The following is a 23,742-nucleotide window of genomic DNA, read 5'->3' as shown; positions in this document are numbered from 1 at the left end:
GCACAAAATGTCAACCAACAATACATCAACAGCAAAGTCCGCATTTACCGTCGGAACATCCTTAGTCGGAGAAGGAATTATTAATTATAAAGAAACAAACCCTATGAATACAACCAATAATGCATCACAATCACTTTTCAGATTTGTAAGTCTGAGGAACCCGCAATTAACAGAAACTAAAGACAAAAACTTAGGATTTATCCACAGACCTAAAGGGGTAACCGGTGTTTTTGATACAGCAGTTGCAGGAAGACCTGCCAAAACATTAAAATTTGCAGCAATGAAAAGAGTTGCAGGTGAATTTAACAATGCGGGATTCGAAAGCGAAAAGAAAATTGAGGAAGGTGCATTTAAAGATCTTCTTGTGATTGGAAGAAAGCTTTCTAAAAAAGAAACATTAGAGAGTGCTGACTGGGCTCTGGTAACAGACTATTACAAAAGTCTTATTAACACCAACAGACAGCTAAACGCAGAGGGAATTGCTATATTTTCCCAGCTTTGGAATAATTATATTCATCAAATTGTTACCCAGGGAGATTTCTATATTAAAGAAGCAATCAGCCACGTTCTAATGGCTATTCAGCTTGGTTTTGCCAGCAATCAGGATCTTACCGATCAGGAAATCATCAAGGTTAATGGTGAAAAACCATTGGAAAAAGCAATGGATGGAAAAATTATACTACCCGCCATCTTATTTTCAGAGGATGTTGAAACGCTTTCAGTTTCTGCAAGAGCTGCTGAAGGTTCTGAACCTGCTCTGAGTGCAAAAACCATTCAAAGACTGGAATCTGAAGCAAGAGCTTCATTGGCTGCCACCAAAGCAATTCATAGAAAAGAATCTTTAAGCACCCTGAACTCTGAGCTTGAAAAACTTCAGAAAAAATTCCACAAATCCAGACATCAGGCATACGAGGATGAGTATTCCAGATATATGGCAGAAAACAAAGAGCGTTTAGAGCTTTATGACAAGAAACTGGCTGAAGTAGACAGCAAAATCACTCCAGACATGGCTGAAGAAGAAAAAGAACGCCTTTACAGCACCTTAAAGGAATATGAAGTTGCTCCGTTTGTATTTACGTACAATAATGAAATCAATTTACAAGATTTGCAGGCAAAGCTTTCACCAGAATCTTTCGACCTTTTTGTTGAGCTTTTCGGTGAAACCACAACGGGATTAGTTTCTCTTGCAGAAGAGACAGACAGCCTTCAGATCCTTTCACATGACACTTTGAGAATGGGCTCTCAGACTATTGTTCTTGATGATGAGATAGAAAGCTATGCCGATGCTTTACTTGTTGTAAAAAACAGCATTTCATCTTCCATGGAAACCGCTCTGCAAAACAGTCCTCTTCCGGAACAGCAGTATGCCAATATCGGTGGAGCTTCAGTTCCCCTTATTCAAAACACTGCCAGAACGCCGATGGCATATAGCTTATACGCACACAGTTCTTACAGGGTTTCCGGTAGCAGAGGATTTGTTAGTTTTTCTTTTGAAGTTGAAGATGTTTCATGGAGCGTTGCCAATGCCAGAATCACTGCTACAACGGATGCAGCCGGAACTTTCGAAGAAAACTACAGCAATATTTCTGTTGTAGACAATAAAATTTCTTTACCTGCAGCTTTAGTAGACAGATTCAGAAGCAGCTTTAGTTTCAAAATAGAAATCATTTTTGATAACGGAAGCGTAGCCTACGGAGAGATTGCTACACAATATCCAAAAGAAGACCTGAACCTTACCGGAATGCTGACCCTGAAACGTGCAGCCATTGAAAACCCGGGGACACCGGATCCCGTAACCATTCAGAAACGTAAAAATTTCGGAATAAAAAGACTGGGTGTAGCAGATTATTTAAAGGTAGTACAAAGTGTTCATGCCTACGTTCCCGGAGAGGTTTCCAATATTGAGAATGTTATGGCAAGCGAATTAAGACATAAATCATCCGTTTCCAGAGAATATTCTGAAATTACAGATACAACATCTAAATCTCAGGAAACAGAGAAGATGTCCGACACTTCAAAAACTTCCAGAACGGATATGCAGACCGAAGTTGCTAAAGAAATTGAGAAGCAACAAAGTATTTCTGCCTACACAAGATTCAGCTATGGAAATGACAGTGCCATGAAGTTTGAAATCGGTGCAGACTATGCCAATAACACAGCACAGCACGACAGTACGAGACAAGCCGTGATGAAATCTCAGGAAATTACAGAAAGAGCGATGGAAAGAGTTCTGACTAAAATTTCAGAGGAAAGAGTACAGAAAATCATCAAAGAATATACGGAAACCAATGTTCATGAATATGATAACAGAGGAAAAGTAACCAATACTGATAATCCTGATGCTGCACAACCTAAACATATTACAGGAGTTTACAGATGGATCGACAAGAAAATGAAGAACCAGATCTACAACTATGGTAAGCGTACCATGTTTGAATTTATGGTTCCTGAACCTTCAAGATTACACCGTTTGGCTCTTACTGTTGCAAAAGCGCAGGTACTTAAAGCTCCTGTAGACCCTAGAAAAGCACCGGAACCATGGTTAATGCCAGATCCAAAATCTGCAACTATTGTACAGATCCAGCATTGGGCTCAGGAATATGGCGTGAATTTAGTAGCCTTCCCGGAAGCAACCAAACAGGTTATTCATACAGCATCCAGTGTTCCTCAGACAAATGACGATTTTGGAATTGATCATACACAATTTACCATCCCGGACAACTATGCCGGAAAAAATGCAAGCTTCGCCTGCAGATCAACAAGAAACAGAGGTGGCGGATGGTCAGGATCACGTTATTCTGAAGTAATGTTCTCTAACTTAAAAGGAGATATGATTGGACGTTCTGAACGTGGTGGAGACCTTAATTTTGATGACGGATCATCTGGTTTCAATATCACAGGTAATGTAACTTTCCAGGTGAAAGGACACAATGTTAGAAGCTACACCATCAAAGTGGTTGTAAATTGTGAACTAAGTGATGCATTTATCAATCAATGGAAAACTGAAAGCTTCAATGAAATTATTAAAGCCTATGAAGCTGCTGATGCAAAATTCCAGGAAGATCAGGCAAGACTGGATGCAGAGCAAAAAGAAAAAGAAGCACAGCTTAAAGAAAGACAGGATACGTTCTACCGTTATATGGAGCATGATGTATTAAAGCACAACTGTATCGCTTACTTATTACAGGATTACCTTTATACATTAGGCCAGGAAACAACCAATGGTGCCGATGAGAAAACAAAAATGGATAATTTCCAGGTCTACCTGAATGAAAATCTGGACCGATATACCGCACTTGCCAAATTTATGGAACAGGCATTTGAATGGGAAATCATGGATTATACCTTCTATCCATACTATTGGGCTAACCGTAAAAGCTGGCAGGAATTCTACATCAGTGAAAGTATCGATCCTTTATTCAGAAGCTTCCTACAGGCTGGTATGGCAAGAATTATCGTTACCGTAAAACCAGGCTTCGAAGCAGCCGTTCAGTTCTTCCTTGAAACCGGATTAATCTGGAATGGCGGATCTGTACCGGTAATCGGAGACCCAATGTACATGAGTATTGTAGACGAAATGAGACAGCCAACAGGAGAACCTCAGGGTAAATACTGGATTACCAGAATCCCTACTACACTGACGATTCTTCAGGATAAGTCTACAGGACTTCCAGTAAAGCAGCCTCTACCGATTTTCCCGGAAAATGATCCTAAGAATTGTGAGAATCCTTCAGAACTGGAGTTTGAAACAAGTTTCTCTCTGGATACTGATGCTCAGTTGTCACATAGTGATGGGGCGACAACATTACCTACAACAATTGTTGGATAGTATTAACCTTAATGGCGGTGTGAAATATCACCGCTATTTTTTTACAATTTTTAATTTCAAAAAAACTTTAAAAAATGAAAAATATAGATATTAGAAATCTTGCAAAGATTGGTGTGGCTGATGTGGATGTTTATAAGACGGACAGAAGAAAATACTCAAAATATAAGCTTGAAGGAGATGTTACTTTTTATCGTTCAAAAACAAGTATTGAGAATAAATTAGGTAATGAGGATTCACAATACTTAGGAAAATTTGGCTATGACAGATATAGTTTAGCTACTTCACCACAAAAAAGCTTTATTTACTATTTTGATAAAAATGGTAAATCACTAAAAGATGCAAAGGAAATTTCTATAAACGAATATGTTTGTCCATACTTAAGTATTTGGCCTAAGACTGAGATCTCTTTATATGTAAAAGCAAAAGACACTTCTGGAGGTGAAGAAATGCTAGAGTATGAATGTAAAGAATGGGACAAAAATGCTCAAACATTTTCAAAAACCACTTCTAAACTGAATATAACAAAAAAAGATCCTGAAACACTTAATAATATAAGGTATTTCAAAATCAATATTGAATGTAAAGATACTTTTGAAAATGACATAAGTATTGTTGCTAAATACAACAACCAAATTGTTGGAAGGTTAATCGTAAAAGCAAACTCCAAATTGTATCGAACGACTATTCAACCTGTATTAATCAATTTCGGTAAAACAGCAAGCACAGAATTAACATCTTTGCCCAAACATGATGATTTTATTGAGAACAAACTTTTACCATATTTTAATAATAAATCTTTTAACCAGGCATACATTCAAGCAACATTAGCTCCCACAACGAAAACGGTTACCTTTTCTTTAGATGAATTTATGAACAAAAAGCTTTTTTTTACAGATGAAGGCAAGCTAAGGCTTGATAGAAGTCAGAAACTTGCCTATAATAATTTAATAGAATCAAGATTTGCAGCCTATAATTCTGATGCACAAGAAAAACAAACCATTAATGAAGAGCTAATGACTCTTGCTTATGAAATGATTCAAGGGTTTAAGGACAAATTTAATTTTGGAAAAACTTCAGATTTAAAAAAAGCAGCTAAATTTTACGAAGAAAAAAGAGCAACAAATGCATGGAAAAGTGATAAGGTGAACAAAGCTTATCAAAAATATAAAGAACTGAAAAAAAAATACAAAGGAGACAATACTATAGATAAGAATAATATTACTTACTTGTTTTATAGTAATAATCTCGAATCAGCAAGAACCAAAAGGAGAGAAAGATAATGTCCGGGCATTCTCTGCAACTGGATTTGGTACCGTTCATATTTTCAACCACGCCTTAGAAGCCAATAAAAGAGCCGAGAAAGAAAGAAAACAAGACGATAAAACAGAAGCCCTAATTATTCATGAATTAGGACACGCTTTTGGACTGAACCATACTATGGATGATGTTGCTAAACGTAGTGTAGAAAGAATACAAGGAGAAATTGATGCTAAAGAAAAAGAAATACAAAACTTCTTAACATTAAAGCAAAAAAGCTCTGAATATGAAAAATATATTCGTCTGGATTGGATATATAGTGGTTTATACGATATCCTTTCACAAAAAAAGGAAGAACTTTCAGTTGAAAGCTTTGAAAGCAGCTTTTTAGTCTATTTTATCAAAGATATAGAAGATAAATGTTGGTATTATGAACATATGAAAGTTAAAAATATTTTTAATAGTATTATTTTGCATATGGAAGAGAATATTGATGCTAAAGTTGTTGTATTACATGACCAAACTGAAACTGATCAAGAAAAACAAGAAAGAATAGAAAGAGAAACTCCTCTTACATTTAATTCAATTATTCAAACCCGCAGAAACGAAATTACAGCCTTACAAGCCAACAAATCCCGTCAAGAAAAACAAATAGGAATTGTTCTTCCTCAAACTGAAACTTTAGAGAATTTTTTGGATTATTCTCAGTATGGTGATGCAGACGGAAATGAAGCAGCGCCAAGAAACAATAAATTTGAGTATAAATCTTTTTATCAATGGCAATGGAAAAAAATGATTGATACTGGAATTAAAAATAATTATCTTCGTTTAATAGAATAATAATTATGAAAAATAAAATTAGAATAACAGTATTCGCTATTATATTTACTATTATGAACATTCATGCTCAAAATTTTCCGGAAAAATTTGAAGAAAATGGTAAATATGGTATTCGGTTGAATGGTAAAAATATAATTCCTGCTATTTACGATGAAGTCTCCACTGATTTTTTAGTAATAGCTAAAAAAGGTAGTGAATTTGATTTGTATAATAATAATTTAACGCTCTTAGATCAGAATATTAAAGCATATGAATATTTTATTCCAATGGATATATTTCAAATAATTACTAAAAAGAATGAAATAAAAACGTTTAATAACAAAGGGCAACAAATTGATGTTTCCAAATTGAAGATTGGATCACAAAAAGATCTATTTGTTAAAAGTGACAGAGCTCTGGAAAACTACACAATAACAAATAATGGTGTAAAATATGAGCGGAAAGAATATTTTGGAAAGGAAAACTATCCGAGAGAATTCAATTATAAAATAATTAAAGACGGAAAAGATGCCAGATTTGTCAACAACGAGAAAAGCTTAGAGATTTTATCATTTTATAATTCTCATATTTCAGATTACTTCGAAAAAACATCATCTCCCGATTATACTGAAGAAACTCTTTACAAACCTCTAAAACATACTTATATTATACTTAAATCAAATGGAAAATATGGTGTTTGGGATTTCAAAGAACAAAAAGAAATTATCCCATTTCATTATAAAAAAATTATTCCTTATCAAAATTATTTATACCTGGAAAAAGACGGATTGTCTACCTTCTATCCTAATATAGGTACTGATCCAAGATATAAAAAACTTGAACCTTATATTGGAGCTTTTGCCAGGTTTGAAACTCCGGATGGCAAAAAGGGATGGGTAGATCGAAAAGGGAAAGAATATTTTGATCAATAATCAATAAGCCACAGCAATGCTGTGGCTTATATTTTTTAGCCCTGTCACATTCTTGCTATATTCATCACATATAAAATATTAAAAGTCAATTAAAAATATGGCAATATTAAAAATTATACAGAGTATAAAGCCCATAATAACGTGGAATACGACGGAACTTATAAAAAATGGGATGAATATGGAAATTTGATGGTATCCTTCTAATAAGAATATAATCGATAAAAAAAATAAAACACGTCAAGTTTTGACGTTTTCCCTCCCTACTTTTGAAACACAAATAAAAAACACAAAAAATAATCTTAAAATTCTAAAAAAATTTTGAATTCACCATTCACAAAATGCTGGACAGCCAAAACTATGTCTAAAAACCAGAAATCTGGAATATAACTATCCACCTTTTTAAATAAAGCCCAGCCTTTGAAGAGATATTCTAATCTTAACCTATTTAATACAAAAATCACCGAATTTCATTATGAAAACAAAAGAAGACTTAAAACGATACTTCGAAACCGGAGACATACCCACACAAGAGCATTTCTGGTCCTGGCTAGACTCTTACTGGCACAAAAATGATCTGATCCCCTTAAACCAAATTCAAAATAGTGATCAAATTATCCAGCAAAGCAGCAGCTTTAAGGATTATATGAATCCCACTCTGGAAGTTGGAGCACTCGCAATTTCAGGGTCTGTTGGATTTCCCACAGGATCAACGATGAGAGGTAGAACGGATTCCTTTTTAGATATCATCTATGCCAACCAAATTGAACTTCTGGGTGATATGCTATTGCAAACTATTTTCTATTACACAGATAAAAATGTTTTTATTGCAAAACAGGATATCAATGCAAAAACTTTTACTCCAACCCTTCCTGCAACAGCAAAAAAATGGAAAGTTTCCCTACATCATACGGACAAGACACAAACAGTCACTCAGTCAGAATTAAATGCAATCAAAATTAATTGCTACTCATCTGAGTTAATTACATTTAATGATATCGTAGAAAATACAAAAGTATCTGCAAAGGTTATATCAGAATACAATAATTTTGAAATTAATTTAGGAGAAAGTATCACTACAGAAATAGGTAGGATAGCAGTGAATAATGGCTTCAACTCTACCTCCGATACAGGAATACGAACTGCTTTAATTCCTGTAGTTACGGGTAACTATTGGCTAAGTCCAAAATCAGGATATAAAATATCCCGTGTTGTTTTCTATAAGGATGGAATATTTGCCAACCAGAACGTTACTACCAATGACTTTTCAGTGGATAATGCAACCTCTAATCAGGTAAGAATAGTTTTTGAAAAAAATACTCCCACGGACATTATTACTGAGCAGGATCGCTTTGATTTCACCTATATTTTAAAGAATATTAGCGCCAGTAAGTATGATCAATTATTAAATGAAAGTAAAAAAAGCAAGCCTCTTCCATCTACAATTTATACCATAAATGAACAGGTTGCCATCCTAAATACTAATGATTCCGACATCAATTTTGATTTAGCGAATCGTAAGATCATAATTTCCGGGGGAGCAATCATTGACACAGGAAACACAACCGTAGGGAGAATTAGTTTGCCCACTACTACCGTGGGTATAGATATGCCTTCTGCTATAACAGCCGGCGTTGTATTGTATAATAAAGCAAACAATACAATCATTGTTCAAAATCAAACAGCTGCACCCTTATTAAATCATTTGATTTTGTTTACCTATCGGTATAGTGGTTCGTTCACTAGTTTTTACGTTACTGGTCTCAAAAATTATTCTGTAAACGGAGTTTCTATATATCAAAAGGATGCAAGGCAAATGAATAAATTTGCCGTCGATAATTTCGGGATTAAATATTGGAATGCTCCGGTTTATCCTGCCTTCAATCCTTTAACTCTAAATTCGGAGGTTCTTTACCCAATGTATGATCGTGTAATAGCCCCTTTCTCTAATAATGTCACAAAAACAGTTATCGGTCAAACAGAAGGTCCAACACCTTATGATATTTTACGAATTGATATTTCATTTAACAGGAAAACAGCGCCAACACAAAGGCGTAGAAAGCCACGTATATTTGTATGCGGAGGTACGCATGGAGGTGAAAAGTTAAGTGTTTACACTACCTATTTATTTTTTAAACTCTTGCTTGAAAATCCTGATAAAGATGAAATAATAAACGTCTTACGATCTAATTATGACTGGACATTTATTCCTTTGGTTAACCCATATGCATTAAATGTTGGAAATGTAGGGGGTACGGAATCCGTAAGATGGAATCATAATGGTGTGGATATTAATAGAAATTTTGATTATCGCTGGGCAGAATATGCAGACGGAGGCGCTGGATCACAATCTTATAAAGGCACTGCACCATTCAGCGAAAAAGAATCACAACTGGTGAGAGATACTTTTAATACGATCAAAACAGACACCGTATTATATATTGATTGCCATAATTTTGGTTCAGGGGTTACTATTGATTATCGGGCTGCGTGGTTTGCATCATCATTCAACACTGTTCAAAATGCAATATATTCATTGTGTGACAGATTAGATGCTGAAATAAGGAAACGATATAGTTATCTGGCTGATAAAGATCTCCTTGCATTTTCCGATATTGACGGCAGTTCTCCGATGTCTCAGGCCTGGATGGGGAATCAGCAGGTAGCAGCAATGATAATGGAAACAGATCAGGGAGACTTTTACAACCCAACAGATCCTACATCCTTTAACAGTAATGTTATTACAAGAAGTATAGAAACCTATGTAAATACATTCTATTCTATGGGTAAATATGCTGTTGATCTTTATAACAGCAGAATATAATAATTCTTCATAAAGTTTCCACAAATAATAAAACACGACACGTTTTGTCGCATTAACCGCATATATTTGTCTTATAAAACTTTACCATGAAAACGCAGCCCTGCTGCACCCTAAAAATAGAGAAATGAAGAAAGATTTTTATCTGACAAGATATGCCTTAATTATTAAAAGATTAGAGAGTTCTCCGGCTACTTATTCCCAGCTGGAGAGCTATCTTTTAAATTCTTTTGAATTCCAGGACGCTGAAATCAAGAGCTACTCTATCCGTACCCTGCAGAGAGATATCCGGGAGATTTCCAATCTTTTTAATCTCTCCATTCACAACAAAAAAAAGGGAGACAACCGATATTATATTGAGAGCCGTCCCATTATGGAAGTGGATGAATACAACCAAAAACTGCTGGAATCTTTCCAGGTAAGTAATGCCCTGAATCTTCACCCGGATTTTTCAGATTTTATCTTTTTTGAAAGCCGTAAACCTACCGGTGTAGAACACTTTTATGATCTGTTCTTTGCAATTCGAAATAAAAGGGTGGTGACATTTGAACACTACAATTACAAAAACAAACTGATGACCTCCAGAAAAGTTCACCCTTTGGCGTTAAAAGAATCTAAAGACCGATGGTATCTCATTGCCATCGATACAAAAGATAAAGTTTTAAAATCATTCGGGCTAGACAGAATCAACTATCTGGACGTTGCTAAAAATCAGTTTAGAGAGAAGTACAAATACAATTTCAGGGAGCATTTCAAAAATGCATTCGGGGTAATGAATCTGGCAGAACAGAAACCTCAGAATATTGTACTGAAATGCAGCCGCCATCAGGGAGAGTATATCAGAAGCTTCCCTCTTCACCAATCACAGAAAGAGACTAAAGAAACGCCTGAAGAAATTTATTTCGAGTTTTTCCTCCATCCGACGTATGACTTTATGCAGGAAATTCTTTCTTTCGGAAAAGAGGTCACCGTTCTGGAACCTAAAGGTTTAGTTGATGACATTCGCAATCATTTACAGGAATCTTTGAACCGCTATCTTGAAAGCTAAGCACAAAGAATGTATTTCATATTTTTTGTTATATTTACATAAATATACCCTTATTGAAAACTTTATTCATTGGCCTCAGCTGCTTTATCTCTTCCTTTTTTCTCGCACAGCAGAAAGAAGAGTTCAGACTCGTAAAGAGCTATTATAACCAGCACAGAAATATGCTGAATAAAGAGTTCAAAAAGAAATTTGATGCAGAATCCAACACCGTAAAAAAAACGGCCATAAAGGGTGATTTCCTTTTTTTCATGAAAAAAATGGACAGCATTGAAAATAATGCACTGATCGGAGCTTTATTAAAAGTCAGGAATCTTGAAGATCTTCAGACTATCAAAAACCCAGGATTTGCCTCATCTGGAAAGTTTTCGAACGCTGAAAAGAGTGCAGATTATCCGGGCGGGATCAATTCTCTGAGACAGGAAGTCGCCAATCTGCTGTATGTTGACGGGGTATATTCTGAAGTAAAAATGATAAAAACGGATGTCGCTTTTATTGTTGAGAAAGATGGAACAGTGAGCAATGTTCATGCACAAGGGGATAATTTCACCTTCAACAGGCAGGCAGAAATTGCCTTATATTCTCTGGCAGAAAAATTTTCTCCGGCAATGATAAAAGGAAACCCTGCCATTTACCATTTTAAACTTCCTTTAACCTTAACCATAACGGATTAATGTTTACAGACGAATATTATATGAAAATGGCACTGCAGGAAGCAGAAGCCGCTTTAGAAAAAGATGAGGTTCCTATTGGATGTATTGTGGTTTCCAATAACAGGATTATTGCAAGAGCCCATAACCTTACTGAAACACTGAATGATGTTACCGCACATGCTGAAATGCAGGCGATCACCTCAGCAGCAAACTTTCTTGGTGGAAAATACTTAAAAGACTGTACACTTTATGTAACCATGGAGCCATGTGTCATGTGTTCCGGCGCACTTTCCTGGTCTCAGATCTCTAAAGTAGTCATTGGAGCCCGTGACGAGCAGAGAGGGTTTATCAATAAACATCTTTCGCTGCATCCGAAAACAGAAGTTATCACAGGGATCATGGAAGCCGAATGCTCTTCAATTGTTAAAGATTTTTTTAAAAGCAAAAGATAGTCTTTTAATCATCACATAAAAAAGGGGCGGATATTTTCCAATATCCATCCCTTTTATTTTATAGCGTATAGAATTCTGTATTCCTCTCGAATCATTCATTAAAAATAGAATATCTCACGATATCAAAATATTCTCCGTCTTTCTTAATTTCCTGTTTTAAAATGGCTTCCTGTTCCATTCCTATTTTTTCCATAATTCTTCCGGATGCCGGGTTATGAAGGAAATGAGTGGCAAAAATTTTATTGAATTTCAAGGTATGAAAACCAAAATCTACAACAGCTTTTGCTGCTTCGGTCACATATCCTTTATTCCAATAAGACATTCCGATCCAATAGCCAAGCTCTGCTTTATCATCATCTCTGTCATGAAGGCCGATTGCTCCGATAATATGTCCGTCTTTGTTACGAATCCCAAAAGTATATCCGGTATTGTTATCAAAAGCTTCTTTTGACATTTCCAGCCAGGATCTGGCATCGTTTTCCACGTAGGGATAAGGAATATTGGAGGTAAGATCAGAATAAATTCTGTGCTGAAGATATTCAACAATAAAAGGAATATCCTTCTCCTCCAGTTGTGAAAGAATAAGCCTTTCAGTTTCTATAATCGGAAATTTTTTCATGATAATAAAATTAAGGTTGAGGTGAAGACTAAGGCATTACCCGGATTCAACCTGAACCTTAATCTTTTAATTTATAAATCTTTTCCAAGGAAGTAAAGTCCTTTCAGGGTGTGAAGCCTGTCCATCACATGAATTTTGTCTGTCAAAGGTTTATAGACGTGGGAAACTCCTCCCGTTGCCACTACAAAACAATCATCATTAACTTCTTCATTGATACGGTTGACAAAACCTTCTACCATTCCTAAGAAGCCATACACCATTCCACTCTGCATACAGGTTACGGTATCCAATCCCAAAACAGATTTTGGCTTTTTCAGTTCGATATCCGGAAGCTGTGCCGTCTGGTTGATGAGTGAATTCAGAGAAGTAACAATTCCCGGAGCAATAATTACGCCTAAGGTCTCTCCGGTTTCAGCCACACAACTTGCTGTAAGAGCCGTTCCGAAATCGATAACAATCTTTTTCTTACCAGGATATAGATTATGGGCTGCTACAAGGTTTGCATAGATATCTGTACCCATCTGCTTGGATTTTGCCTGCACCGCTGAAGGAGTATTCCTGTCAACAATAACAGCAGTAGTTCCATGAATTTTTTTGATTCCTGAGCTCATTACTTTGGTAAGCTGAGGTACTACGGATCCGATAATTACCTTATCGATTTCTTTGGGTTCAATTTTATACGTTTGGTAAAGCATCAGCATCTGTACATAAAGTTCATCTGCCGTTCTGTAAGGCTTTGTATTGATTACCCACGAAACATCACAATTATCACCATTGAAAAGACCAAATCTGATATTGCTGTTCCCTACATTGATTACGATTGAATTCATTTATTTGCTTTTCAGTTGCTCGATTTCTGCTTTTAAAACTTCGATTTGTTGTTCGTAATTAGCAATAAGCTTTTTGGAAACCTCTGAATATTCATTAAAAATATTATCATTAAAACCTTGAAATCCATGAGAATTATCTTTATTTTCTTGATTAAAATTTTTTTGAGAATCACTTTCTAATAACTCATTCAATGGAGTTTCTAAGATTTTGGAAATATCAACCAACCTTTCAACGGTTAATTTTGTTTCACCTGTTTCTATTTTCCGATATGCAGAAGTACTGAGATCCAGATCGTGAGCCATATTCTCATAAGAGAGACCTTTTTTACTGCGGATTTCCGCTATCTTTTTGATAATCTTTTCCATAATAGTAAAAATAATTTTCGTAAAAGTAATAATTTTTCCGAAAAAGTACATTACTGATCAACGAAAAAATTCTATACTTGTAAAAATATTAATTCAACCCAAAATGAAAAAAATTAATCTACTAATGCTTTTAACATCTGTATTTCTGCTATTTAACTGTAGAACAGAACTTGCTAATGAAGAAAAAACAGATGAAGTATCTACTTTTCACAGTCAAAACAACAAAATTACTTTTAGAGAATTTCTCAAAATCACACAAAACAATGAAGATGATCTACTCAATTCAAAAAGTGGGAAGAATAGTTCATTGAATGAATTTGATATTGATACCTCCTATATCTTAAAAAGAACAGAAGAAGCCAATATTACAAAATTTTCACTGCTTTTGAAGAAAAAAAATGAGACGAATAAAAACATTGTTTATAATATGTTATATTACAGAACAAAATTAGGAGAATGGAAATATTTTATCATAAAGGTAGAACATAGTCCAAATCCTAACAAATTATATGGCTGGAAAAAAACATCATTATATAAGTTACAGGATGATGAAGCATCAAAAGGGTGCAATTCTTCATATCAATTTGGAAATATAGATTGGTTTCAATGCTCTGCAGGGCATGGTCCTGATTGTTCAAGAAATGGCGGAGCATGCTGTGCAGGATGCCATCATTCTATGGCTGTTTCATATTGGGTAAATAGTTGTGACCAATCTGCACCAGGAGAATTTGACATTAATTATGGAGGCGGATCAGGTAATCCTATTACAATGGAAGATGTTAAAAATGCCATTAAAAATAATGTAAGTGCAGAAACTTATCAAAAATTCCTATCTATACCTTACAATCTTCAACAAGGGGTTATAAGTTGTTTTTACAATGATTATTTGGCCAACGATTTGGTAAGCGCTATTATTGATTTCTTTTATACACATCCCAATACACAAAATCCTGATGTTATTTATTATAGACTTAGTGATTTTATCAAAAACTTTACATTAAATCAACAGGATTGGCTAAAGAACAATTTTCATATTGCTTTACCTTTACTTGATCATTACACAAATAACAATAATTTACAATTTAGTAATTGGGCTATTAATTTCTTTATAGAAAATCCTAATACCTCTTGGACCCAATTTCAAAATTGGTTTTTAAATCCAAACAGCTTATCATTTGATAACAATATTAATGTAAATAACTCTATTATTTTCAATGATCTTCAAAGCTTTAAATCATCTTTATTGACAAAAAACAATAATTTGACAACTGAAAGTTCTATTTTACAAGATAATGGCACTGAAAGAATAGTTTCTGCCAGAATAAAAAGAACTGGAGTTTGGGGAAGCGGAGAAGAGGTTAGAATTAAATTAAAAAAAGTTAATAATATTTGGACATTTGACAGTGTAACATCTAGTGAATATGGTATGACTTTAGGTGTGTGGTCTTTTACACAACTAGATTACTCCCAAAATACAAATTCAAATGTCTTAACAGTAGAAGTCACTGGTCTCGAAAACTATAATATATTTTTAGAAGGACTGGGAACTGTATACAAGGACAGAGTTATGATAAGAATAAAAATTAATATTAATACAGGTAATATTTTTAGTATTGAATTTATAGATTTATAATAATTATGGAACAAACAATAAACGAGTTTAGTTTAGGTTTATTTTGCCTACAAATTTTAGCCTTAATTTTCTTAATTGTATTAGGTTATTTTGTGTATAAAATTTACAAGAAAATAAAGTAATCTTTTGATCCGCAAAAGTCACTCATCTTAATCCTAGCAATTATACTAATCAATTAAAATAAGTACACATATGAAAATTATAAGCATGTTGTTATTAGTATTAAGTTTATTAGCCGGGTGCCAAAAAGAAAAAACAAGTAAAACTATACTTTTAAATAATACTATTGAAGCATTTAAAGTGAACTCCCTAAAAAAATAACATTTTATAGAGAGAAAAATAACCTGGACATTAAAAACACCCCAAACTATACTTTTTCGGAGACGCAGGAGCTTTTGTACAAGAAAGACGAAACATTTTATAGTTTAAATGTACAGGAACAAAAAGACTATATTATTATAAATATCCTTAGTTATAAATCAGGAAGAAATTTATATTGTAAATATGATAAAAAAGGAAGACTTATCTCAAAAAGTATTATTGAAACAAAGCTACAACCTTCCAAACCATATTACATTTATTACGAAATTCTGAAAAGAAAATATCCTAATTATATGAATTGTGATTTATTTCCAATACCTAAGGATAGTTTAAAATAAAATTCTTTTTAAATTAATCAACATTTATTAAGGATATGCTACTAAAATTAAACGGCACGGAAGTCAAACTTCTGTGCCATTTATAATATTGTTTATGTTGATTATTTCACCTTAACAAAATTTTTCTCCATGTTTACATCTGCTATTTCTCTGGCTGAAATCAATCCCCAGAACAGATAACTGAGATTTTGTATAAGAATAGTTAGGATATATTCTTTCTGTGAATTCATTGACATATTTTTCAGAAGAAATTCATTATATATAATTGAAATTCCTGCTCGATTTTGAGGGGTTAAATTTAATCATTTTTATAAAAAACCAGCCCCCAATCTCTTATAAATTAAGTTTATCTTAAAAATACTTCTGTAAAAAGCGCTTCAATGCAAAACAAGTACGTTTGAAACCTGCACGATTCCTCTGAGGGTTACAAACAAGGTTGTTTTTCTTTTTACGAGATATCGGAAAGTCTTAACCAGGCTGCAGGAAACAAAATGAGGCGTATTTTTATTATTACAACATACATTTGGTTCATAAAAGCTAAAAAAACTATAGAAACCTATTGCTGAGTGATTAAAAAAAATTATCCTTGTACAAGAATTAAAAAACAAAAAATGGATAAAAATTTAAAAGCTATCGCCTATTTTTTATTTATAATTATGAGTTGTAGTATAAATGCACAAACTAATTATAGTTTCGATTATAAGTTTCTGATAAAAAGCAGTCATAGCCCTATAAATAAATCCCAATTCCTGATCAACTCTGAAAATCCAAAGTATATTATGTATAAATATAATGACGATATATCAAAGTTATATGATTATGAAAATAATGAAGTTATAATGCTCAATCACAAAACGGATCCTAACAAGAATATTTATAACTTCATTTCTTCTCAAAAACTTACCTCTCAAAATACATTTATAACTGATGATATTATCGTTGAAAAAATCGGAGAAAATAAATATTTAATACAATATTCCCGCATTTTTGAAAATATAAATAGGAAGATTAAGCTAACGATCAAATTGAAACCATGGGATAAAGATTTAATTCGATTCTATTATTCAGACCTGGGTGATGATATTGACAAAATGCTTCTCTCAAGCTTAAAAGAAAAATTGAATGGGAATTATGATTTTATTATAGAAAGCTATACTATAGATTATAAAAATGGCTTTAAGGTCACTAATTCAATAAAAAATGTAGAGAAAATCAATTTGAAAATAGCACTTCAAAATTAGGATAAAACCGCAGAGAATTCAGCAGAATCTATTATGTACACTATAAAAAAAGAGCTATCTCAAAATGAAATAGCTCTTTTTTAGTTTATTTTACTTCTACAAAATTATTCTCCATATTCACATCTGCAATTCTCTGACTGAAATCAATTCCCAAAACAGATAACTGAGATTTGGTATAAGGAATGGTAAGCGTGTATTCTTTCTGGGTCCAGGGCCAGTAAGGCATTGTTTTAAGCTCTCCATAGATATCTTTTTCTTTCCATGTATGAGTCATATTCAATGGAATCTGATACGTAATAACTTTCTTATCCGCTGTCATCACTCCAAAATCAATAGGCATTGGAACCTGACCATTATTAACCAATGTAATCGTGGTAGACTTGGCATCATATTTTACCTCTTTGATTCCGTAATCGATTGTCTTTGTTGTATTAATCCAATAGTTGTGGAACCACTTCAGATCCATTCCGGAAACCTTTTGGGCAATGTGAAGGAAATCTCTGTCTGAAGGATGTTTCATACTCCATTGATCATAATATTGTTTTAATGTTTCCGCAAGGTTCTGCTCTCCCATAATGTATCCAAGCTGTACCAGGTATAATTCTCCTTTTACATAAGATGCATAGGTATAAGACGTACCGTTATCATGATGATCTCCCAACCAAACAGCAGGTTCTTCAATTCCTTTTTTGATAAATTTTCTGTAAGCATCAAGCGTTTTTGCAAACGGGTTCGGCAGATCTTCAGGGAACAGCTGATACATGGTATATCCTTCTGCATAGCTTGTGAACCCTTCATCCATCCATGGACGAACAGACTCGTTAGTAGCGAGCATTTGCTGATACCATGAATGAGAGCCTTCGTGAGCCATTAAGCCCATTAAATCTTTAACATTTTTAGCTTCCCCTAAAATCATAGTACACATTCCGTACTCCATTCCGCCATCTCCTCCCTGGATAAATGCATAAGTTGGGTATACATATTTTCCAAAGTGAGCATTCATGATCTGGAAGTACTTCGTGATATAAGGTTGTGATTCACCCCATGCTTTTGTTTTATCATTTTTCTGATAGACCAGATATACTTTTGGTCCTTCAGGAACATTGAAGCTTTCTACAGAATAATCTCTGTCTGCACTCCATGCAAAGTCAAGGATATTATTTGCAGTCCATTTCCAGGTTGCTTTTTTATCTTTTTCTGTTTTTATTTTAGCATTGGCATCGTAGCCTTTTACTTCTGCAGGGTTCTCCAGAATTCCTCCTGCTCCCACTACATAATCTTTATTGATTTTAATGGTAACATCAAAATCTGAGAACGGCGCATGGAATTCTCTTCCCAGATAATCAAAAGTTGCCCAGCCGTCATAATCGTACTCCGCAATTTTCGGGTACCATTGGGTCATCGTCATGTCTACGCCTTCCCTGTTGTTTCTTCCGCTTCTTCTGATCTGCTGAGGGATTACAGAATCCCAGTCCATCGTAAATGTAGTGGTAGAGTTGGGTTTGATAGGTTCTGCCAGGTATACTTTCATAATGGTTTCCTGAACTTCAAATTTCAGGTCTTTTCCATTTTGTTTAATCCAGTGAATATTCTGAGCACCTTCCTGATCTTTTGGAATAGAAGCCAGTCTTGAAATACCATCTTTCTGCAGTCTTCCGTCACCATTTTTTCCTTGGGAAGCCACTCTCTGATCCATCATAGAATTAGGTTTGAAAGCATTCCAGTATAAGTGGAAATAAACCACATTCAGCTCATCCGGCGAATTGTTGGTGTATTCTAAAGTTTGTTTTCCCTGATAGGTAAATTTTTCAGCATTGACATCAATATCCATCTTGTACTTCGCAGCCTGCTGATAATAAGCTCCTTGCTGAGCCTGAAATTGTGAAATGATAAACGCAAAAATGATTGCAGGCGATTTTCTCATTTAAAATTTTATTTTTTTCTAAAGGTAGGTAATTTAAATAAAAGCCTCAAATAGGAGTTATTCTGAGATTTTATTCTGTTTAATATGGTTTTAGATAGATTTTAATCTGAATTGTTAAATTATCTTTTGAGCTTTATTTCCAACAACCCTTGTCAAGGTTTAAAACCCTGACAAAGATTATCTATCCACAGCTTTTCAAAGGTGTTCATTTATTTTCAGAGGTTTTTTAATAGTTTTTTGATTAAAGTAATCTGTCCCAGATGATAATAGCTGTGTTCAATCATTCCATCGATATTCCTACGGTAAGTTCCGTACTTTTCATCTGCAAAAACCTCATCAAGTTTGGAATCAGGCATCTGTTCCAGGAGTGCTGCGAATTTTTCAGAATTTTTCCAAAATTTATCCAACAAACCCTCCCATTGTTTCTGCGATTCTATGGGAGGAAGATCAAAACTGAATTGATCTTTAATTTCAAGATTCCCACCTTCAAAAACATTCATAATTCCTGCAATATAATAATCTATATGGAAAGTGAGCATTGCAATGGTATTAAGAGAGTCTATCTTTGTCACAGCCTGTTCCCAAGTTACCTCTGAAAGCTGATCTTTAAAATTGGTATTGGCGATCCAAAGACCATCAAGAATAACTTCTCTGAATCTCTTAGCGAGTTGCAATGTTGAGCTCATGGATATTTTATTTATATTTCCTAAAGATAGGTTTTTATTTAAACACAAATTTCACCAATGAAAACCACTATTTTAAACACAATAAAATAGTGCAATTTGTGCAAATAAATTTGTGATATTCGTGTTTAACTAATTACAAAAAAAACCTCAGATACAAATGCACCTGAGGTTGATATTATAATGAAATATAATTATTTTTTAGTGGAAGCTTCTTTCTTTCCACTTCTTAAAATCTTTTCAAGGATTCTTAAAGTGATCAGATAGGTTGGTTTTACTCCTGTAAGACCTAAGCCTCCTGAAGACAACGTACTTCCTGTTTCCAGCGGATTATCCGATGCATAGTAAGCATAGCATACAAAAAGATCTGGTGAAATATGATGTCTGATCTTGGAAGCTACCTGAATAGCCTTCTGATAATGTGCTCCTTCCATTTCAAGCCCAATAGCCTTCCATGAAGTATTCATAAAGTAAGAAAGGATATCTTTATTCTGAAGAGAAGTTCCTAAAACAGTAATCATGGGTCCTTCAAAAGCTTTCAGTTCATCATCGTTGAAATCTTCCAGCTTTAAAGCATTTTCAAAAGGATAGTTATCTGCTGTTCCTTCAAAAATATGAGAAGTAGGAATCATAATATCTCCTTTTTCTCCGGTAAGGATACCTGCTTTCCCCATAATGGAAACAGACTTTACATGCATCATATACACTTCACCTTTATGCTCAAAAGGTCTAAGCAACTCATCCATTACTTCGAATGCCTGTTCACCGAATGCGTAATCAAAAACCATCACCACATCGTCTCCACCGAACTTGCAATCAGCAAATGGTGTATTCTTCAGGTCTGTTTTGCTGAGGTCTATAATCTGAACATCAATATTACTTCCGCTTTTATCAGCAATATGAATCATCCCTTCATCCAAAGCATATTTTGATACTTTGTCACGAAGTTCTTTTTTGTTTGAAATTTCTTCGTACAGTTTATAATCAATTTCATGATGCTGCTTCTTTTTAAGGGCATTATTGGCATACAGCATATTTTTCACCGAATGCATATTGGCAGAAATAATATGTAACGGACGCATGTGAAGATTCTCTTCAAATAAAACCTCTTTCACTTTGTTGGCCCATTTTTCTCCAAAATAATGGTGCCCTACTCTTTCTTTTAATATAGAACTGAAATGAATTTCTCTTTCTCTGCTTCCTTTTGCATCATCAAGACTTACTTTTCCTAAGTTGTAAATGATTTTAAACAAACGGTCAGGATTTTGATCGTCACCAAAAGTATTGTAAGCCCTTAAAGTCTCATCAAAAGATCTTCCTATTAAAGAAGAAAGATGGATAAGCGCCACTTCTTTTTCTTTTCTGCTGAATTTCTTTTCTCCTTTTACTACTTCTTCAATGATTTTGAAAGCACGTGTAGGCTTCCAGTTTTCATCCTGAATGAATGCCAGGTTACGGATTTTATCAGCTTCTATAAATAGGAAGGTAAGATGGGTAAGAATGTCATAAATTTCGGAACGGCCCAAAAGAACCTCAATATTCATCTGGTGTTCGTCTATTCTATAACAGTTTCTTCTTCTTTTCTTTGGAACAATGGGTTCGAAACTTCCTTTATCAAACCCTTCATCAGATGTAAGATGAATAAAAGCACATTCTTCAATTCCTTCCGGAAGTCTGTCTAGTACATACATCAAGCCGTCAAGCTCCAGTTTGCTTGGAATATTCATGGTTCCATAAATTTCCGGATTGATGGTCTTTAACAAACTTCTGATACTCTCTCCTGAAACTCCACCCGGCTTGAAAAATCCTCTATAAAATAAATGTCTCATAGAGATGTATAGTCTTTCAATAGCCTCTGTTGTTTCTCTTGCTCTAGAATTTGTCATAAAATAAATTTCACACAAATATACAAAATCTTTGCCCATTTTATTTTAACTGTCTTTTAACAAGTCGTTTAAAACATATGCTTCAGGCTAATGAATATTTGTTTTAATACGTCGAGATTTGGCGTCTGCTAAGGCTAAGTTTGCCATAATTACACTAAACATATACAGATGAGCTATCCAAAAAGATTAGGATTACATACGCAATATCCATCGATGAGTATTTCAGATATTACACAACAAGAAATATTAACAGTAAAAGACAGGGAAGAAGATGATGTTCTTTTTCTCAATAAAACAGAACTTAATACGGTAAAAACTCTTTTTCAGATTCGTAATGCAAATTATTACAGAAAACATATTAAGCCCATTCAGTTATCTGATTATTCCACAGATATTTTCCCTAAAGAAAGGGTCTTTATTGTAGGAAAAATATTTCCGGTAATCAATATTCTTTTCAACTACGCAGGAGTAAAAGATGTGGAACAAAATGTCAATCCGCTTTTTATAGAAATTGTAGAAGGAGCTTCTAAGGTAAAATATTTTGATTCCGCTATTCATCATTCAAAATATATTAATATTGATGGAGGTAAAATTAAAATACTTCTTCCAAAAAATTATGTTGGCAATAACTTTCCTCAATTGATGTATGATTTCCTAACCAACAAAAATTCTGTAGAAAAATATATTGGAGGAGAATTTCCTGATTACGAAACTTATCAACTTGCTTTACGAAACAAAGCGATAAAAATACAAGACTGGAAAGGACAAGATGGTTCATGGCTGACAAAAGACAGGGCAGAAAATAATGATACCTGGAGAAGAGCTTATTCTTATATTATTGAGCACAAAATACCTGGAAGACTTGCTCCTTTTAAACAAATTTATGATTTTTACGAGGGTGTAGACTGGAATATTAAGAACCGTTTCGGGCATGAAGTAAAGTGGTGCAAAGGAGCTAAAGGACTGGTAAAAGCATTATCGAACTCACTGGAAGGAGGGAATAGCTTTTTAGCCAATGATGTTGAAACGATTCTCAATGAATTAAATTTAGGCATTTGTGATTTTGCCATAACCAAATTTCATGAGCTGATGTATGGACAATATGCTAAAAATCCTTTAAAAGGAGACGCGGCCTATACCTGGGATAAAGAATTTATCCAACATGAACAAGGGGTTGTAGCCCCGCCCATTTATGGAAAAACGGGTTCATCAACGATATCCAGATTCCAGAATATGGCAGACAAAGACCCTTTCGGCGGATGGCATGGAGCCGGAGCTCAGGCAATTAGTTGGTTTAACGACATTGTTCCGGCATTTGATGATTTTACGCCTAATGCTAAAGTAACAGATTCACAATTCAGGATAGATTTACCATTATTAATGCTATATTTATCAAAGCATAAACCAAAGTGGTATGGATTTAAAGGCAAATTACATTCAGATGGAACTGTAAATAATGAAATTGTAAAAATTATTAAACCTTATGAAAAGTAAATTAAATAGAATTTCTCTTTTTTGGAAAATATGGATTTGTCATATCTTTATATACTTTCCTATCAGAGCTTTATTTTTTTTGTTTCAGCTGGATGAAACACCTGATTTTACTCAAATTGTTAAATCAATTCTGATTTCTCCTTTTGCCGGAATATATGGATTATTTGATAAGTTCCCTCTTGTAATCCTCCTTCAGATGCTGGTCATGTTTTTTATAAATGCAGTTATTTCTTCTAAAAAAATACTCCCTTATCTCTTGATAACTTTTGCAACTCACATCTTATTCTATGCATTTGATATTTATGACATGGATTATTTTAAGCCTTTTCTCTATTCATTTTTTATTTTTCTGCCGATCTTTTTATTTATTTTCAGGAAAAATCTCAAGAATTAGTGTAAATAATCGTAAATTTAATTCGATATATATTCAGGAAGGCAGCAAATACAATCTTTTTTGCACTGCCTGGGCAACTGGCATTCTTATTTACAATTGTTTTTGAACAGGAAACACAAAACACCCTGTTAAAAAACGCCAAACAATCGTTTAAATTATATAAATTTCCGAAAGACCCCTAAAATTTTTAGGGTTAAAATACTTTTGA

Annotated in this window: 18 protein-coding genes; 11 read left to right on the top strand and 7 right to left on the bottom strand. The window is 34.1% G+C overall.

Annotation, left to right across the window (positions count from 1 at the left end; all coding sequences use genetic code 11):
- The first annotated feature begins 7 nt into the window (after nt 1-7).
- The 8 genes from ACWPWS_RS22630 to ACWPWS_RS22595 all read left to right on the top strand — a co-directional run bounded on the left by ACWPWS_RS22630 (nt 8) and on the right by ACWPWS_RS22595 (nt 11,805).
- Nucleotides 8-3,829, top strand: a complete 3,822-nt coding sequence (locus ACWPWS_RS22630) for a hypothetical protein (RefSeq protein WP_454047996.1) — start codon at nt 8-10, stop codon at nt 3,827-3,829.
- Between the two features lie 74 nt (nt 3,830-3,903).
- Nucleotides 3,904-5,109, top strand: a complete 1,206-nt coding sequence (locus ACWPWS_RS22625; RefSeq protein WP_454047995.1) for a hypothetical protein — start codon at nt 3,904-3,906, stop codon at nt 5,107-5,109.
- A 157-nt stretch (nt 5,110-5,266) separates the two neighbouring features.
- Nucleotides 5,267-5,926: a hypothetical protein gene (locus ACWPWS_RS22620; protein ID WP_454047994.1), complete on the top strand. Its 660-nt coding sequence runs from the start codon at nt 5,267-5,269 to the stop codon at nt 5,924-5,926.
- Between the two features lie 5 nt (nt 5,927-5,931).
- On the top strand, nt 5,932-6,837 hold the full coding sequence (locus ACWPWS_RS22615; RefSeq protein WP_454047993.1) for a hypothetical protein: 906 nt from the start codon (nt 5,932-5,934) through the stop codon (nt 6,835-6,837).
- Between the two features lie 472 nt (nt 6,838-7,309).
- Entirely contained in the window at nt 7,310-9,658 is a 2,349-nt protein-coding gene (locus tag ACWPWS_RS22610; RefSeq protein ID WP_454047992.1) for a M14 family metallopeptidase, read from the top strand.
- Nucleotides 9,659-9,782: 124 nt separating this feature from the next.
- On the top strand, nt 9,783-10,703 hold the full coding sequence (locus ACWPWS_RS22605) for a helix-turn-helix transcriptional regulator (protein ID WP_105683126.1): 921 nt from the start codon (nt 9,783-9,785) through the stop codon (nt 10,701-10,703).
- 53 nt (nt 10,704-10,756) lie between these two features.
- Nucleotides 10,757-11,374: a hypothetical protein gene (locus ACWPWS_RS22600; RefSeq protein WP_454047991.1), complete on the top strand. Its 618-nt coding sequence runs from the start codon at nt 10,757-10,759 to the stop codon at nt 11,372-11,374.
- Nucleotides 11,374-11,805: a nucleoside deaminase gene (locus ACWPWS_RS22595; protein ID WP_209786353.1), complete on the top strand. Its 432-nt coding sequence runs from the start codon at nt 11,374-11,376 to the stop codon at nt 11,803-11,805. Before ACWPWS_RS22600 ends, ACWPWS_RS22595 begins: the two co-directional genes overlap by 1 nt.
- 91 nt (nt 11,806-11,896) lie before the next feature.
- Here the strand turns inward: ACWPWS_RS22595 and ACWPWS_RS22590 are convergent, their stop codons facing one another.
- From ACWPWS_RS22590 to ACWPWS_RS22580, 3 genes are all read right to left on the bottom strand, one after another.
- Complete coding sequence (locus ACWPWS_RS22590) at nt 11,897-12,424, bottom strand: GNAT family N-acetyltransferase (protein ID WP_454047990.1); 528 nt, start codon at nt 12,422-12,424, stop codon at nt 11,897-11,899.
- A gap of 71 nt (nt 12,425-12,495) precedes the next feature.
- The gene (locus tag ACWPWS_RS22585) at nt 12,496-13,254 is read right to left on the bottom strand and encodes a type III pantothenate kinase (protein WP_105683410.1); all 759 of its coding nucleotides are present in this window, start codon (nt 13,252-13,254) and stop codon (nt 12,496-12,498) included.
- Nucleotides 13,255-13,620, bottom strand: a complete 366-nt coding sequence (locus ACWPWS_RS22580; protein WP_454047989.1) for a helix-turn-helix domain-containing protein — start codon at nt 13,618-13,620, stop codon at nt 13,255-13,257.
- Nucleotides 13,621-13,723: 103 nt separating this feature from the next.
- Between ACWPWS_RS22580 and ACWPWS_RS22575 the strand changes: the two genes are divergently transcribed.
- The gene (locus tag ACWPWS_RS22575; protein WP_454047988.1) at nt 13,724-15,253 is read left to right on the top strand and encodes a hypothetical protein; all 1,530 of its coding nucleotides are present in this window, start codon (nt 13,724-13,726) and stop codon (nt 15,251-15,253) included.
- A 760-nt stretch (nt 15,254-16,013) separates the two neighbouring features.
- Here the strand turns inward: ACWPWS_RS22575 and ACWPWS_RS22570 are convergent.
- Nucleotides 16,014-16,142 (bottom strand): hypothetical protein, encoded by a 129-nt coding sequence (locus ACWPWS_RS22570; RefSeq protein ID WP_454047987.1) that lies wholly within the window; start codon nt 16,140-16,142, stop codon nt 16,014-16,016.
- A 381-nt stretch (nt 16,143-16,523) separates the two neighbouring features.
- On the opposite strand from ACWPWS_RS22570, the gene ACWPWS_RS22565 reads away from it, so the two are divergent.
- Nucleotides 16,524-17,153, top strand: coding sequence for a hypothetical protein (locus ACWPWS_RS22565; protein ID WP_454047986.1), 630 nt, complete (start codon nt 16,524-16,526; stop codon nt 17,151-17,153).
- 85 nt (nt 17,154-17,238) lie between these two features.
- Here ACWPWS_RS22565 and ACWPWS_RS22560 read toward each other — a convergent pair whose 3' ends face one another.
- The 3 genes from ACWPWS_RS22560 to ACWPWS_RS22550 form a co-directional block, all read right to left on the bottom strand.
- Nucleotides 17,239-19,077: a M1 family metallopeptidase gene (locus ACWPWS_RS22560; RefSeq protein ID WP_454047985.1), complete on the bottom strand. Its 1,839-nt coding sequence runs from the start codon at nt 19,075-19,077 to the stop codon at nt 17,239-17,241.
- A 215-nt stretch (nt 19,078-19,292) separates the two neighbouring features.
- Complete coding sequence (locus ACWPWS_RS22555; protein WP_454047984.1) at nt 19,293-19,763, bottom strand: DUF1572 domain-containing protein; 471 nt, start codon at nt 19,761-19,763, stop codon at nt 19,293-19,295.
- Between the two features lie 191 nt (nt 19,764-19,954).
- Entirely contained in the window at nt 19,955-21,646 is a 1,692-nt protein-coding gene (locus ACWPWS_RS22550) for a DUF6909 family protein (protein WP_454047983.1), read from the bottom strand.
- Nucleotides 21,647-21,814: 168 nt separating this feature from the next.
- On the opposite strand from ACWPWS_RS22550, the gene ACWPWS_RS22545 reads away from it, so the two are divergent.
- Nucleotides 21,815-23,140, top strand: a complete 1,326-nt coding sequence (locus tag ACWPWS_RS22545; RefSeq protein ID WP_454047982.1) for a hypothetical protein — start codon at nt 21,815-21,817, stop codon at nt 23,138-23,140.
- Nucleotides 23,141-23,742: the final 602 nt, after the last annotated feature.

This window comes from Chryseobacterium sp. Marseille-Q8038, assembly GCF_965111995.1.
Note: the sequence above shows the minus strand (reverse complement) of the source record. Positions and strands in the feature narration are given on the sequence as shown.